Here is a 13,713-nt window from a genome sequence, read left to right as displayed (position 1 = left end):
CGAATTGTTATATGGCGCACATTCTACAGACTTCTGTCGCAACTTCTGCATCCTCGTTTCTGAAAGTGGCATTCTTGCTTGCCCAGGCATAAAATCAACATTTCATTAACATTAAGGATGTGATGCCTCATGTCAGCCATGCTTACCGCCGAAGAAGCGTTAAAACTCGTGGGCGAGATTTTTGTTTACCATATGCCGTTTAACCGCGCGCTGGGACTGGAGCTGGAGCGGTACGAGAAAGCCTTTGCCCAGCTCAGTTTTAACAACCAGCCGATGATGGTAGGCAACTGGGCGCAGAGCATTTTGCATGGCGGGGTGATTGCCTCCGCGCTGGACGTGGCGGCAGGGCTGGTATGCGTTGGCAGCACCCTGACGCGCCATGACACCATCAACGAAGACGAACTGCGCCAGCGGTTATCCCGTATGGGTACCATCGACTTACGCGTCGATTACCTGCGTCCCGGGCGCGGAAACCGCTTCACCTGTACCAGCAGCCTGCTGCGCGCGGGGAACAAGGTTGCCGTCGCGCGTGTTGAACTGCATAACGAAGAACAACTTTATATCGCCAGCGCAACAGCCACTTATATGGTGGGTTGAAGCCGAAAAATCGGGTAAAGTTGATTCACTTTTTTGTCACGGATTTTCCCGATGGATGCTAAACAGACGCGGCAGGGCGTGCTACTCGCCCTTGCCGCTTATTTTATTTGGGGTATCGCACCCGCTTACTTTAAGTTTATCGCTTACGTACCGGCCGATGAGATCCTCACTCATCGCGTCATCTGGTCCTTCTTCTTCATGATCGCGCTGATGAGCGTTAGTCGTCAGTGGTCTGGCGTCAAAACGCTGCTACAAACTCCGAAGAAGATCTTTCTGCTGGCACTCTCGGCAGTACTGATTGGCGGAAACTGGCTGCTGTTTATCTGGGCGGTGAATAACCATCACATGCTCGAAGCGAGTCTGGGGTATTTTATTAACCCGCTGGTGAATATTGTGCTGGGGATGATTTTCCTCGGCGAGCGCTTCCGCCGGATGCAGTGGCTGGCGGTGATCCTCGCCTTCTGCGGCGTGCTGGTTCAGCTGTGGACCTTCGGTTCACTGCCTGTTATTGCGCTGGGGCTGGCGTTCAGCTTTGCGTTCTACGGGCTGGTGCGTAAGAAGATTGCCGTGGAAGCGCAAACCGGGATGCTGTTTGAAACCCTGTGGCTGTTGCCGGTGGCCGCTATCTATCTGTTCGCCATTGCCGACAGCCCGACCAGCCACATGGGCAGCAACCCGTGGTCCCTGAATGTGATGCTGATGGCCGCAGGGGTGGTGACGACCATCCCACTGCTCTGCTTTACCGGTGCGGCAACCCGCCTGCGTCTGTCCACGCTGGGCTTTTTCCAGTACATCGGCCCAACGCTGATGTTCCTGCTGGCGGTGGTGTTTTACGGCGAAGTGCCGGGTGCGGATAAGATGGTGACGTTCGCGTTTATCTGGGTAGCACTGGCGATTTTTGTCGCAGATGCGATTTATACCCAGCGCCGGGTACGTAAAGGGCTGTGATCTTCCCCTCACCCTAACCCTCTCCCACCGGGAGAGGGAATTCGATCGTAGAGCGGGTAAGCGCAGCGCACCCGCCAGATTTATTACAACCAGTTGCGACGCTTGAAATAGAGATACGGCGCCAGCCCGGCGAGGATCATAAAGATAATCGCGCCCGGGTAGCCGAAACTCCACTTCAGCTCCGGCATAAACTCAAAGTTCATCCCGTAGCTGGATGCCACCAGCGTCGGCGGCAGGAATACCACCGATACCACCGAGAAGATCTTGATGATGCGGTTCTGCTCGATGTTGATAAAGCCCATCGCCGCCTGCATCAGGAAGTTAACCTTCTGGAACAGGGATTCGTTGTGCGGCAGCAGGGATTCGATATCGCGCAGGATCTCACGCGCCTGTTCCAGCTGGCCACCCGGCAGACGCGCCTTGCGCACCAGGAAGTTCAGCGCACGCTGGGTATCCATCAGACACAGACGCACTTTCCAGCCGATATCTTCCAGTTCCGCCAGCGTGGAGAGCGCTTCGTCGTATTCATCGCCCTGATGCCCTTCCATGATGACACGGCTCAGTTTTTCCAGATCGCTGTAGATGTTTTCAATCTCATCCGCCAGCTGCTCAATTTTGGTTTCGAACAGATCGAGCAACAATTCGTAAGCATTACCGTCCACCATCGCCTGGCTGCGGGCGCGCATACGGTAGAGACGAAACGCCGGCAGTTCACGTTCGCGCAGGGTAAACAGGCGCCCGTCGCGAATGGTAAATGCCACGGTGGAGTTTCCCGCGTGGTCTTCGGCATCTTCAAAGAAGAAGAAGGAGTGGATGTGCAGGCCGTCTTCGTCTTCAAAAAAACGTGCGGATGCTTCGATGTCTTCCAGTTCCGGGCGAGTTGCCAGACTCTGCCCCAGCTCAGATTGTACGCGCAGGCGTTCATCGTCGTCCGGCTCGACCAGATCCACCCATACGGCATCAATGAGGGGCTGTGACTCTTCGGCTTCAAGCCGAGTCAGTCGGTTATTTTCGAGTTGAAATGCGCTCAACATGACCGGGACTCCCAATGCAAAAAATATCGGACAGTTCGGTGGGCACACAGAAACAAATTGGGTTTCAGACCATTAAACAGCCTGACTCAGCGCGACGGGAATAATGCAGGTCGCTGACAACCACTAAGGCCATCAGCAAGAGGAGATAGCCTTAGGAGTTGTTCCTGGATGACAGGGAATTGAGCCAGTATCTACTGGGTGTGTCCAAGGCGAATGTCCTCTTAGCGTAATCGTGCGCGCATGTTACGCCAGCAGCAACTGTGGCGTCAACACGCAACGAAACGCTGAAGGGCATTAATTGACCTTCAACGTATAAGGCTAGCAGATTATTACAAAATAATGATACTTTTCTGAATGTTACACTGTTTCCAGCTTAGCATACGCGGCCACCAGCCATTTGATCCCCTGGCCCTGGAACGCCACCTGCAAGCGACTGTGCTCGCCGCTACCTTCCAGGTTGACAATGGTGCCTTCGCCAAATTTCGAATGACGTACGCGCTGGCCCAGCTTATAGCCAGTGTCGGTTTCCGCGATGGGCGAGCCCATCCGCTGATGGCTGACCGGGCGGCTGATACTGGCACGCAGACGCACCTCTTCCACACACTCTTCCGGCAATTCGCCGATAAAGCGTGACGGACGGTGATACACCTCTTTGCCGTACAAACGACGGGTTTCGGCGTAGGTCAGCGTCAGTTTCTGCATCGCTCGCGTCACGCCGACGTAAGCCAGACGGCGCTCCTCTTCCAGGCGTCCGCCTTCATCCAGCGACATCTGGCTCGGGAACATCCCCTCTTCCATGCCGACAATAAATACCTGCGGGAATTCGAGGCCTTTGGCAGAGTGGAGGGTCATCAGCTGAACCGCATCCTGCCAGGTATCCGCCTGCCCTTCGCCCGCTTCCAGCGCGGCGTGGGAAAGGAATGCCTGCAGCGGCATCAAATCTTCGTCTTCTTCGTTGTAGCTGAACTGGCGCGTTGCCGTCACCAGCTCCTCTAAGTTCTCAATACGGGTCTGGCCCTTCTCGCCTTTCTCTTGCTCGTACATCATGCGCAGGCCGGAGTCTTTGATCACCCGGTCGGTCTGCACGTGAAGCGGCATATCGGCCGTTTCCTGGGCCAGCGCGTCAATCAGCTCAAGGAAGCGCTGCAGCGCGCTGGCGGCGCGTCCGGCGAGCGCCTTTTCCTGCAACAGCTCGCGGCACGCCTGCCAGAGCGTAAGCTGGCGATCGCGCGAGGCCTGACGCACCACATCCAGCGTGCGGTCACCAATGCCGCGGGTTGGCGTATTCACCACGCGTTCAAACGCCGCATCATCGTTTCGGTTAGCGATCAGGCGCAGATACGAGAGCGCGTCTTTGATCTCCTGACGTTCGAAGAAGCGCATGCCGCCATAAATACGGTACGGCATGCTCACCTGCAGCAGTGCCTCTTCCAGCACGCGCGACTGGGCGTTGCTGCGATAGAGAATGGCACACTGTTCAAGCGCGCCACCGTTGTCCTGCCAGGTTTTGATGCGGTTCACCACGAAACGTGCTTCGTCGAGCTCGTTGAAGGCACAGTAAATGGAAATCGGTTCGCCGTCGACACCGTCTGTCCACAGCTTTTTACCCAGGCGCCCGTTGTTGTTTTCAATCAGGGCGTTGGCCGCACTGAGGATATTGCTGGTCGAGCGGTAGTTCTGCTCCAGACGGATGGTTTCGGCGCCGGGAAAGTCATTGAGGAAGCGCTGGATGTTTTCCACCTGCGCGCCACGCCAGCCGTAGATGGACTGATCGTCATCGCCTACGATCATCACCTTGCCGGTATCCCCGGCCAGCAGGCGGATCCAGGCGTACTGGATGTTGTTGGTATCCTGGAATTCGTCCACCAGAATGTTGGTGAAGCGTTCACGGTAGTGCTGCAGGATGTGCGGTTTATTGAGCCACAGCTCGTGGGCGCGCAGCAACAGTTCGGCAAAGTCCACCAGCCCGGCGCGGTCACACGCTTCCTGGTAGGCCTTGTAAACGTTCTGCCAGGTCTGCTCCACCGGGTTGCCAAAGCTCTGAATATGGTGCGGGCGCAACCCTTCGTCTTTCTGGCCGTTGATGTACCACATCGCCTGACGTGGCGGCCACTGTTTCTCGTCGAGATTCATCGCCTTAATCAGGCGTTTCAGCAAACGGAGCTGGTCTTCGCTGTCGAGGATCTGGAAATCCTGCGGCAGATTGGCATCCATATGGTGCGCGCGCAGCAGACGGTGCGCCAGACCGTGGAAGGTGCCGACCCACATGCCGCCCTGGCTGGTGCCCATCAACTGGGCGATACGGTGGCGCATCTCCGCCGCCGCCTTGTTGGTGAACGTGACCGCCATGATGGAGTACGGAGAGCAGTTTTCCACGCTCTGCAGCCAGGCGATACGGTGAACCAGCACGCGCGTCTTACCACTGCCCGCCCCAGCCAGCACCAGCAGGTTGGTACGCGAGGCGGCAACCGCGTCACGCTGTTTGTCATTAAGGCTGTCGAGCAGGTAAGAAACGTCCATTGGCACCGTCACATAGTATTCAGGAACACAGCAAAGCGCCCGGTGGCGCTTTGCTTACCGGGCCTACAACTGCAAAAACCCTGGTAATTTATACAATATTACTGGTGATTATATCAGCGTCGTGAGGGATGCCAACCGTGAAATTTCCAGGTGCGGCAGAAGACGGCTGTCCGGGGCGATCATCAGGTCCGTCTTTTCTGGCTTGATCCAGCAGGCCTGCATACCGCAGCGGATGGCACCCGCTACGTCTGTGGTCAGGTCATCACCCACATGCAACATTTCGCCGAGCGGCAGGTTCAGCTTCTCCGCCGCCAGATGATACATATCGTTAAACGGCTTCGAGCGCCCGTGCGGACCCGCCCGCAGCACAAACTCGAAGTAATCCCCCAGACCAAACAGCTCCGGCTGCGCATTGCCATTGGTGATTGCGACCAGCGGCCATTTTTCGGCAAGCTTCGCCAGGGTGTCGTGCGTTTCCTGCGGCACGTCGATACGGCTGCGCCATTTGGCGAAGTTTTCCATTGCGGCTTCAGCCCCGACAGCCGCATCCTGCGCGCTCAGCCCAGCGTTGAGCATCGCCTGCTCCACCGCACGGCGACGCCATTCGGTTACATCGTGATAAATATCCGGCTCGGTCTCACGCAGGGACTGGCGCAGCAGCTGAAAGTCCTTGTTCTGCATCTTCTTCAGCGCCGGATGGTAGTTCTGAACAAACGCCAGCGACTCCTGCTCAGTACGCAGGATCACTTCACGGTTGTCATAAAGGGTGTCATCAAGATCAAACGTCAGGGCTGAGATGTGACCCAGTGGGCGGTAAAAACGCATTATTTCCCCCGTTTGGCGCGTGGATGCGCCGCGTCATACACCGACGCAAGGTGTTGAAAGTCTAAGTGGGTATAGATTTGGGTGGTGGAGAGATTCGCGTGGCCGAGCAGTTCCTGCACGCCACGCAGATCGCCACTCGATTCCAGCATGTGGGTGGCAAAGGAGTGGCGCAGCTTATGCGGATGGACGTGGCTGTTCAGCCCCTGCTTAATACCCCACTCCGCAAAACGCTTCTGCACATTACGCGCCGAGATCCGCTTGCCGAGTTTAGACAGGAACAGCGCATCCTCCTCGGCGCCAAACAGCCCGCGCAGATCCAGCCAGTGCTCAATCCACGAGACGGCATTACGGCCAATCGGCAGGCGGCGCTCTTTGCTGCCCTTACCCATCACCCACACTTCGCCGGACTCCAGATCGAGATGTTTTAAATCGAGATTAACCAGTTCGGAAAGACGCAAACCCGCACCGTACATGACCTCCAGCATCGCGCGATCGCGCACGGCCAGCGGGTCGTTGAGGTCAATATCCAGCAGGCGGTTTACATCGTCGACGTCGATATTTTTCGGCAGGTGACGCGGGGCTTTCGGCGTGGCGATGCCTTTCGCCGGGTTGGCTTTTAAGCCGCCCTGGCTCACCAGCCAGTCGAAGAAACTGCGCAGCGCAGAAAGCCTGAGCGCCAGACTCGCCGGGCTTAGGTTTTTTTTACGGCTGCGCACAACAAACCCGCGGACGGTCGCAGCGTCACATTGTTGCCAGCTTTTCAGGCCGATCTCATCGGCAATCTGCATGATGGCATCAAGCTGACGCTGGTAGTTCAGCAGTGTAATCGGGCTTAGCTGACGTTCAATGCCCAGGTAGCGCAGAAAGCGTGAGACGTCAGTCGTGAGCAGGGCGTCCGTCATACGCGCTCAATCCAGCGCTCCAGCAGCTCAGGCAGCATCAGGGCGATCTCCTGCAGCAGCTGCGTACCTTGTCCCTGCTCGTAATGATGCGCATCGCGGCTGGTAAATAACATCACCCCCAGATCGCCATCACGCCCCATCATCGACATCGCCACCGAGCCTATCGCTTTGGCTTCCGGCAGTACCACCAGCAGTTCCGGTCCGTTAAGCGGCCCAAGATAGTGGTGCTCATGGCCCAGACGCTGAATACGCAGAGGTTCAAACGCCTGGCGACTCAACGCCAGATGGGTAAAACCAGACGGCGCGCCAATGCGCCAGCGGTCAGGGAAAAGACGGATCGTAGCGCCAGCCAGCCCCAGTTCACGCGCCCAGCGGTGGAAGCGGCTGAGAAATTCTTCAAGGCTGTGCGCCGAGGCCAGACGCGCCTGCAGATGCAGCAGACGATAGAACAGGCTTTCGTTCGTGTTGGCCTGCTCCATCAGCAGCGTCATGTTCTCTTCAAGCTGACTGATGTGGTTGCGCGAGCGTGCCATATGCCATTCGACCAGCGACACGGTCCCGCGAACCGGATGCGGCACACGCATCGCTTCGACGACGCGTGCATTGCGAATAAAAAACTCAGGATTGCGCAGCAGATAATCAACAACAGCCCTGTCGTCCAGTTCCGTCACCGTTTCCTGCAGTTCTTCCCCTGGTTGTTTCATAGATGGATAAACCCGTCATAGACATGTGCCGCCGGGCCAGTCATATACAGTGGATGACCCGGTCCTTTCCAGGCGATATCAAGACGACCGCCTGGTAACTCCACGCGAACCTCTTCGGCCAGTAACCCCTGAGAGATACCGACGGCCACCGCAGCACAGGCACCGCTCCCGCAAGCCTGTGTTTCGCCCGCGCCGCGCTCGTACACACGCAGGCGGATATGCTCGCGCTTCACCACCTGCATAAAACCGATATTCGCCCGTTCCGGGAAACGTTCGTGGCTTTCCAGCACCGGGCCAAGGGTTTCGACCGCGGCCGTTTCCACATTATCGACCTGAATCACACAGTGCGGGTTGCCCATTGAGACGACGCCACACAATACTGTCTGCTCGGCCGCACGCATAATATAGGTCTTTTCCGCTTTGTTTGCGCGAAACGGCACCGCGGAGGGCTCAAAGTTTGGTTCGCCCATGTTCACACGCACCAGTTCGTCATCGGTAACGCTGAGCACCATGCGGCCATTCGCCGTACTGACGCGTATATCGCGTTTATTGGTCAGCCCTTTCAGGCGGACAAAGCGGGCAAAACAGCGCGCGCCATTGCCGCACTGATTCACCTCGCTGCCATCCGCATTGAAAATACGGTAGTGGAAATCGAGGTCGGGATCGTACGGCGGTTCAACCACCAGCAGCTGATCGAACCCCACGCCCAGGTGTCGATCCGCCAGGCGGCGGATCAGTTCCGGGGAGAAAAAGACATTCTGCGTTACCGCGTCGACGACCATAAAATCGTTACCAAGGCCATGCATTTTAGAGAACTGCATCATTTGCTCCATTGCGCGGGTACAGAACGTGATCGTCAGAGATTAACCTGAGTCGGGCCACCGTTGTTGCCACGATCGTTAGTATCTGGCGTAGAAGACTCAATGCCGCTTTGCACGGGTTTGGTCGGTGGCGGTGCCGTTTTATCCGCAGGCGGGAAGTACAGCGGCCCCTTCAGTCCACAGCCAGTCAGACTAAACAGCGTGATGAGAACGGCAAGCGTTCGGAAAGCGTTTTTCATTATAAAGTTGCCCGTAAGTTCAAATCTGTTTCTATCATCGCAGGAGAAGACACAAAAGCAAGAGTTTGCCGCTTTCCTGCAACGGGAATTATTTAGGGTTATACTGCCGGCATCACGAAAAACAGGAACAAAACCATGAACGACAGTGAATTCCATCGCCTTGCCGACACCCTGTGGATGACCATTGAAGAGCGCCTGGACGACTGGGAAGGCGACAGCGATATCGATTGTGAAATCAACGGCGGTATCCTGACCCTCAGTTTCGAAAACGGCAGCAAAATTATTATTAACCGCCAGGAGCCGCTTCACCAGGTATGGCTGGCGGCCAGACAGGGTGGCTACCATTTCGATCTGAAAGGGGATGAATGGGTTTGCGACCGTAGCGGTGAAACCTTCTGGGATCTGCTGGAGCAGGCAGCGACTGCGCAGGCGGGTGAGGAAGTGAGTTTCAGGTAGTGTTGTTGCCCGGTGGCGGCTACGCCTTACCGGGCCTACAACGGCTCGGACCGTAGCCACCCGGCGAAAAACATCACGAGAAATACTGCTGCAACAGCGGCGCGGTGTCCTGATTTGCAGGCGCTACAGGCGTGACGGCCTGGGTCCGGAACGGAATCACCTGCGCACGGCCATCGACATTCACAATCTGGTAGAACTGCGGCAGGTTGAAGTTGATGAAACTGGAACCGTAGGTAAAGCGGTCGTGTGATGAGGAGTAGAAGCGGCTGACGTCACGCACCAGTTCCTCTTTACTGCCTTCACAGTGGTGATACACCTCGGCGCGGTTGGTCTCATCCAGAATGTAGATATTGAAACCGGCATCGTCTCCCGACTCTTCAAAGAAGAACTGGATAATCCCTTCACTGGCAAAGCCATCCACCACCTGTGGCAGTTTGACGTGGTTGGTCTCCACCTGAACCGACAGGCCATGCAGTTTGTTGTGGGAAATCGCGCCGTAAAACTCAATGGCGTTCTCCAGCTTTTGCACCGACACGTTCAGACGTTCGAAGAACAGACCCCAGGTTTGCCCTGAAACACGCAGCGCTTTAAAGCGACCGGTTTCCTGACGGGTACTGGAAAGACGCAACTCAATACACTCTGAAACTAACTGCTGCACGCGGGTACGAATCAAACCCCGCAGGTGCTGGCTGTAGCAGAACACTTCCACGCTGTCCGGCGGCGCGGCATCCTGGTGCATCTTGCCGAGAATGGTTTTCAGCGCTTCGATCATCGCCTGCTCACCGTTGAAATGCAGGGTACGCACTTCGTTCCACGAATTGCGGTACAGCAGATCCACGCTGCCGACCAGGCAGTTTTGCTGCTCGCCAAAGCTGAAGACGTCCAGCTTGCGGAAGTCAAAATGCACGACCTGATTGCGGAAGGCCGCCGTCGGGTCATATTCCAGGTTGACGATAATCGCCAGATGACGAATTTCACACGGGCTGTAGAGCGCTTTTGGCGTGGGTGCCGGCAGACGCAGCGGGAAGTGATGGGAGACATCTGCCACCATCTCCTGCAGTTTGGCTAAATCGACCACCTCGTTGCCTTTGATAAACAGGCGGGTGCGCGAGGTCAGCAGGCCATTAAACCAGGCCCAGGCCACCAGCTTGTTCAGGTAGCGGTTGTACTCCAGCGGCTGATGACTGATGATCGAATCCATGCTTGGCGCACGGTTATACAGATACCACCCGGTGCGGTTCGCGCGACCCGGCGGCACATAGATAAAGGTCAGGTTCGGTTCTGACAGATCGGGGGAAATCTGCGGGTTAACAAGGGTGACTTTGCCCGGCAACGCTTCAAACGCGGCATACAGTTTGCGGGTCAATACCCCGATGTCCTGCGGGCTGGCGGAGACGCTGAGGTTGTTACGGCGCGCAAAGCGGATCAGGTTACGGTAGCTTTGCATCATCGCATCAAGCAGTTCGTTGTGCGCTTCACGTACCTGATCGATTTTCCAGTTGGCGCGATTGTCGAGCATGGAGAGACGCTCTTCGCCCCATCCCCACTCTTTGACTAACTGTGTGACCACTTCACGACGCCAGCCAACACAAGCGCGTTCGCGGCTCAACTTCTCACAAACTTTGAGATAGAAACATCGACGCACCAGGTCGAGACGCGTGGTGTCATCAATGGCTTTCAGGTATTCGGTGACGCGCTCCAGCATCATGCAGTAGGCATCAAGCCCAAAGGAGACAATCTCTCCATCGTGCAGACGCTGCTTGATATCTTTCGCCAGCAGGCGCGGGGTGGGGTATTCCCAGGAATAGGCTTCGAGCAACAGCGTTTTCAGCACCGCTTTGTACGGTGAGTCGATGCTCTTATAAAGCTGCCAGAGGCTGGCGCCAAAGTACTCTTCTGCCGACAGGGAGCTCAGGCCGCCCAAATCCAGCCATTCGTTTGGCGTCAGTACGCCCTGTGCGTAAAGCGACATGACGTAATCGTCGTAATGCTCTTCTTCTTCGCACGGGACCATATTCCACAGAATACGCTTCCCGGCCAGACGCACTGCCGTACGGTAAAATTCGTCCAGCAATAAGATGTGCTGCGTCGAGCCGCAGTCTTCACCACCCAGACTGCCGCTTTCGTTATGGCGGAAACGGTTTTCATCAATCAGGAAGAAGCTCACTTCCACGCCGAGCGACGCTGCCCAGCTTTCCAGCAGGCTGCATTTACGCTGCAGTAGCTGACGCTCTTCGTTATCGAGCCAGGATTGATGGCAGACCCAGATATCCAGGTCAGACGAACAGCTTTGCCCTACCGATGAGGTGCTTCCCATGGAGTAAACGCCGGTAATGGGCAGCTCACCTTTCGGCGATTCCTGCGGCGGCATGCCACGGTAGAGCTCAAGTTCGTTGAGATAATGCTGTTGGGTTTCATCAGGCGTGAAAAGGCAAATGCCCTTGGGAACGTTACCGTCAAGGTAACCCGGCATCAGCGGATGGTGATAGTGCAATAATGTCGGCAGCAGACTGTATACCTGCTGGAAAGCAGGGCCCATAGCAGCAAGCGCGCGATCCACACGCAGTTGATTTATGGCATCCAGTCTCTGTTTCAGAGTCTCAATATAGAGGTACAAGACGTATCGCCTGATGTTTCCGGGTGTCGCAAGCTATTCAAAAACAAAAATAACAGCGCGCCCGCAGTATTTCAAAAAGATAACCGTTACCCTTTTTCGTCCTTATCATTATGCTGGTACCGACGAAAAAATGGTCTAAAACGTGATCAATTTAACACCTTGCCGATTGACCGTAAAGAAAGTTGCGCTACATACAAAGTGTAGCACCGTTCTGTACGTGTAAATTCCTTAATACGGCTGTGGCTGACGAGAACCCCCGCCCTGTCCCTCTCTTCTTCATCACCGTAAAACTGCCATCCCAGAGTCAACAATGTTAGGATGGTTAGCGATTGATAATGACGGTAACAAGCATGTTAGACAATGTTTTGAGAATTGCCACACGCCAAAGCCCTCTGGCGCTCTGGCAGGCACATTATGTTAAGCAGCGCCTGGAAGCCTGCCACAGCGGCTTGCGCGTCGAGCTGGTGCCCATGGTCACGCGCGGTGACGTGATCCTTGATACGCCGCTGGCGAAAGTGGGCGGCAAAGGCTTGTTTGTCAAAGAACTGGAACTGGCATTGCTTGAGAACCGCGCCGATATCGCCGTGCATTCGATGAAAGACGTGCCCGTCGAGTTCCCGGAAGGGCTGGGGCTGGTGACCATTTGCGAGCGCGAGGATCCGCGCGATGCGTTTGTCTCTAACCAGTTTGACTCGCTTGATGCATTGCCCAAAGGCAGCGTGGTTGGCACGTCCAGTTTACGTCGCCAGTGTCAGCTGGCTGAACGCCGTCCGGACCTGATCATTCGCTCGCTGCGCGGTAACGTCGGCACACGTCTGGGCAAGCTGGATAACGGCGATTACGATGCCATTATCCTTGCGGTAGCAGGGCTTAAGCGTCTGGGTCTGGAGTCGCGCATTCGCGTCGCGTTGCCGCCGGAGCTCTCTTTACCAGCCGTGGGTCAGGGCGCAGTCGGTATTGAGTGCCGTCTGGATGATACTCGTACCCGTGAACTGCTTGCGCCGCTGAATCATGACGAGACGGCCATTCGCGTCAAAGCCGAGCGTGCGATGAATACCCGCCTTGAAGGGGGGTGCCAGGTGCCGATTGGCAGCTATGCTGAATTAATTAACGGTGAACTGTGGCTGCGTGCGCTGGTTGGCGCGCCGGACGGTTCGCAGATGGTACGCGGTGAGCGCCGCGGTAAACCGCAAGATGCTGAGCAGCTTGGCGTTTCGCTGGCGGAAGAGCTACTGGATAACGGTGCCCGCGAAATTCTCGCTGACGTTTACGATGGAGAACCCCCTGCATGAGTATTCTCGTCACCCGCCCTTCTCCCGCAGGAGAGCAGTTAGTGAGCCGTCTGCGCGCACTGGGGCAGGTGGCCTGGAGTTTTCCGCTTATTGAATTCTCCCCGGGTCGGGAGCTGTCCGCGCTCGCCGACCAGATGAATACCCTTCAGGAAGGCGACCTGCTGTTTGCCTTGTCGCAACATGCCGTGGAATTTGCCCATGCGCAGTTACAACAGCAGGGACTGAACTGGCCTACTGCGCCACGCTATTTCGCGATTGGCCGCTCAACCGCCCTGGCGCTGCATACCGTAAGCGGAACAGACGTACGTTACCCGTTAGATCGGGAAACCAGCGAAGTCTTGCTACAATTACCTGAATTACAAACCCTAATCGGAAAACGGGCGTTGATCTTACGCGGTAACGGCGGACGCGAACTGTTAGGCGAGACGCTACGCGAACGCGGTGCTGACGTCACGTTTTGTGAATGTTATCAACGCTGTGCAAAACATTACGATGGTGCACAAGAGGCGATGCGCTGGCAAACGCGCGGCATTACAACCCTGGTGGTGACCAGCGGTGAAATGCTGCAGCAACTCTGGTCGCTGGTGCCACTTTGGTATCGTGAAAACTGGTTACTCCACTGTCGGCTGCTGGTCGTCAGTGAGCGTCTGGCGAACCTCGCCCGGGAACTGGGCTGGCAAGATATTCGGATCGCTGATAACGCCGACAACGATGCGCTGCTGCGCGCATTACAATAACTCTCATAATGGGATGCCATA

General features: G+C 56.3%; 14 protein-coding genes. 5 read left to right on the top strand and 9 right to left on the bottom strand.

From position 1 onward, the window contains the following. The first annotated feature begins 129 nt into the window (after positions 1–129). Together yigI and rarD are read left to right on the top strand one after the other, a co-directional pair. Entirely contained in the window at positions 130–597 is a 468-nt protein-coding gene (gene yigI / locus NQ842_RS01795; protein WP_014833706.1) for an acyl-CoA thioesterase YigI, read from the top strand. A 51-nt stretch (positions 598–648) separates the two neighbouring features. After that, positions 649–1,545: an EamA family transporter RarD gene (rarD, locus tag NQ842_RS01790; RefSeq protein WP_046889416.1), complete on the top strand. Its 897-nt coding sequence runs from the start codon at positions 649–651 to the stop codon at positions 1,543–1,545. A gap of 83 nt (positions 1,546–1,628) precedes the next feature. On the opposite strand, the gene corA is transcribed toward rarD, so the two are convergent. The 8 genes from corA to NQ842_RS01750 all read right to left on the bottom strand — a co-directional run bounded on the left by corA (position 1,629) and on the right by NQ842_RS01750 (position 8,590). After that, entirely contained in the window at positions 1,629–2,579 is a 951-nt protein-coding gene (gene corA / locus NQ842_RS01785) for a magnesium/cobalt transporter CorA (protein ID WP_008501540.1), read from the bottom strand. Positions 2,580–2,730: 151 nt separating this feature from the next. Beyond that, positions 2,731–2,787, bottom strand: a complete 57-nt coding sequence (gene ysgD / locus NQ842_RS01780; RefSeq protein WP_212743980.1) for a YsgD/CorL family protein — start codon at positions 2,785–2,787, stop codon at positions 2,731–2,733. 149 nt (positions 2,788–2,936) lie between these two features. After that, the gene (uvrD, locus tag NQ842_RS01775) at positions 2,937–5,099 is read right to left on the bottom strand and encodes a DNA helicase II (protein WP_014833708.1); all 2,163 of its coding nucleotides are present in this window, start codon (positions 5,097–5,099) and stop codon (positions 2,937–2,939) included. A gap of 108 nt (positions 5,100–5,207) precedes the next feature. Then, positions 5,208–5,924 (bottom strand): 5-amino-6-(5-phospho-D-ribitylamino)uracil phosphatase YigB, encoded by a 717-nt coding sequence (yigB, locus tag NQ842_RS01770; RefSeq protein ID WP_257256443.1) that lies wholly within the window; start codon positions 5,922–5,924, stop codon positions 5,208–5,210. Continuing rightward, positions 5,924–6,826 (bottom strand): tyrosine recombinase XerC, encoded by a 903-nt coding sequence (gene xerC / locus NQ842_RS01765; RefSeq protein WP_118284037.1) that lies wholly within the window; start codon positions 6,824–6,826, stop codon positions 5,924–5,926. Before xerC ends, yigB begins: the two co-directional genes overlap by 1 nt. Further along, entirely contained in the window at positions 6,823–7,530 is a 708-nt protein-coding gene (locus NQ842_RS01760) for a DUF484 domain-containing protein (RefSeq protein WP_023621549.1), read from the bottom strand. The genes xerC and NQ842_RS01760 overlap by 4 nt, the downstream gene beginning before the upstream one ends. Continuing rightward, positions 7,527–8,351, bottom strand: a complete 825-nt coding sequence (gene dapF, locus NQ842_RS01755) for a diaminopimelate epimerase (protein ID WP_013099259.1) — start codon at positions 8,349–8,351, stop codon at positions 7,527–7,529. Before dapF ends, NQ842_RS01760 begins: the two co-directional genes overlap by 4 nt. A gap of 35 nt (positions 8,352–8,386) precedes the next feature. Further along, the gene (locus NQ842_RS01750) at positions 8,387–8,590 is read right to left on the bottom strand and encodes a lipoprotein (protein ID WP_023621548.1); all 204 of its coding nucleotides are present in this window, start codon (positions 8,588–8,590) and stop codon (positions 8,387–8,389) included. 135 nt (positions 8,591–8,725) lie between these two features. Here NQ842_RS01750 and cyaY point away from each other — a divergent pair, with 135 nt between their 5' ends. Next, positions 8,726–9,046: an iron donor protein CyaY gene (cyaY, locus tag NQ842_RS01745; protein WP_014833711.1), complete on the top strand. Its 321-nt coding sequence runs from the start codon at positions 8,726–8,728 to the stop codon at positions 9,044–9,046. Between the two features lie 73 nt (positions 9,047–9,119). Here cyaY and cyaA read toward each other — a convergent pair whose 3' ends face one another. After that, complete coding sequence (gene cyaA / locus NQ842_RS01740; protein WP_014833712.1) at positions 9,120–11,663, bottom strand: class I adenylate cyclase; 2,544 nt, start codon at positions 11,661–11,663, stop codon at positions 9,120–9,122. Between the two features lie 350 nt (positions 11,664–12,013). On the opposite strand from cyaA, the gene hemC reads away from it, so the two are divergent. Further along, positions 12,014–12,955 (top strand): hydroxymethylbilane synthase, encoded by a 942-nt coding sequence (hemC, locus tag NQ842_RS01735; RefSeq protein WP_063411891.1) that lies wholly within the window; start codon positions 12,014–12,016, stop codon positions 12,953–12,955. Further along, positions 12,952–13,692, top strand: coding sequence for a uroporphyrinogen-III synthase (gene hemD / locus NQ842_RS01730; RefSeq protein WP_063425632.1), 741 nt, complete (start codon positions 12,952–12,954; stop codon positions 13,690–13,692). Before hemC ends, hemD begins: the two co-directional genes overlap by 4 nt. The last annotated feature ends 21 nt before the right edge of the window (positions 13,693–13,713 follow it).

It is taken from the genome of Enterobacter cloacae complex sp. R_G8 (genome assembly GCF_024599795.1).
GTDB classification, from domain to species: Bacteria; Pseudomonadota; Gammaproteobacteria; order Enterobacterales; family Enterobacteriaceae; genus Enterobacter; species Enterobacter dissolvens.
This window is presented reverse-complemented; position numbering and strand designations above follow the sequence as displayed.

Bases quoted from the DNA above. Each gene is read 5' to 3' on its own strand.
- yigI (WP_014833706.1), top strand. From the start codon at position 130: ATGTCAGCCATGCTTACCGCCGAAGAAGCGTTAAAACTCGTGGGCGAG.
- rarD (WP_046889416.1), top strand. From the start codon at position 649: ATGGATGCTAAACAGACGCGGCAGGGCGTGCTACTCGCCCTTGCCGCT.
- corA (WP_008501540.1), bottom strand. From the start codon at position 2,579: ATGTTGAGCGCATTTCAACTCGAAAATAACCGACTGACTCGGCTTGAA.
- uvrD (WP_014833708.1), bottom strand. From the start codon at position 5,099: ATGGACGTTTCTTACCTGCTCGACAGCCTTAATGACAAACAGCGTGAC.
- yigB (WP_257256443.1), bottom strand. From the start codon at position 5,924: ATGCGTTTTTACCGCCCACTGGGTCACATCTCAGCCCTGACGTTTGAT.
- xerC (WP_118284037.1), bottom strand. From the start codon at position 6,826: ATGACGGACGCCCTGCTCACGACTGACGTCTCACGCTTTCTGCGCTAC.
- NQ842_RS01760 (WP_023621549.1), bottom strand. From the start codon at position 7,530: ATGAAACAACCAGGGGAAGAACTGCAGGAAACGGTGACGGAACTGGAC.
- dapF (WP_013099259.1), bottom strand. From the start codon at position 8,351: ATGCAGTTCTCTAAAATGCATGGCCTTGGTAACGATTTTATGGTCGTC.
- NQ842_RS01750 (WP_023621548.1), bottom strand. From the start codon at position 8,590: ATGAAAAACGCTTTCCGAACGCTTGCCGTTCTCATCACGCTGTTTAGT.
- cyaY (WP_014833711.1), top strand. From the start codon at position 8,726: ATGAACGACAGTGAATTCCATCGCCTTGCCGACACCCTGTGGATGACC.
- hemC (WP_063411891.1), top strand. From the start codon at position 12,014: ATGTTAGACAATGTTTTGAGAATTGCCACACGCCAAAGCCCTCTGGCG.
- hemD (WP_063425632.1), top strand. From the start codon at position 12,952: ATGAGTATTCTCGTCACCCGCCCTTCTCCCGCAGGAGAGCAGTTAGTG.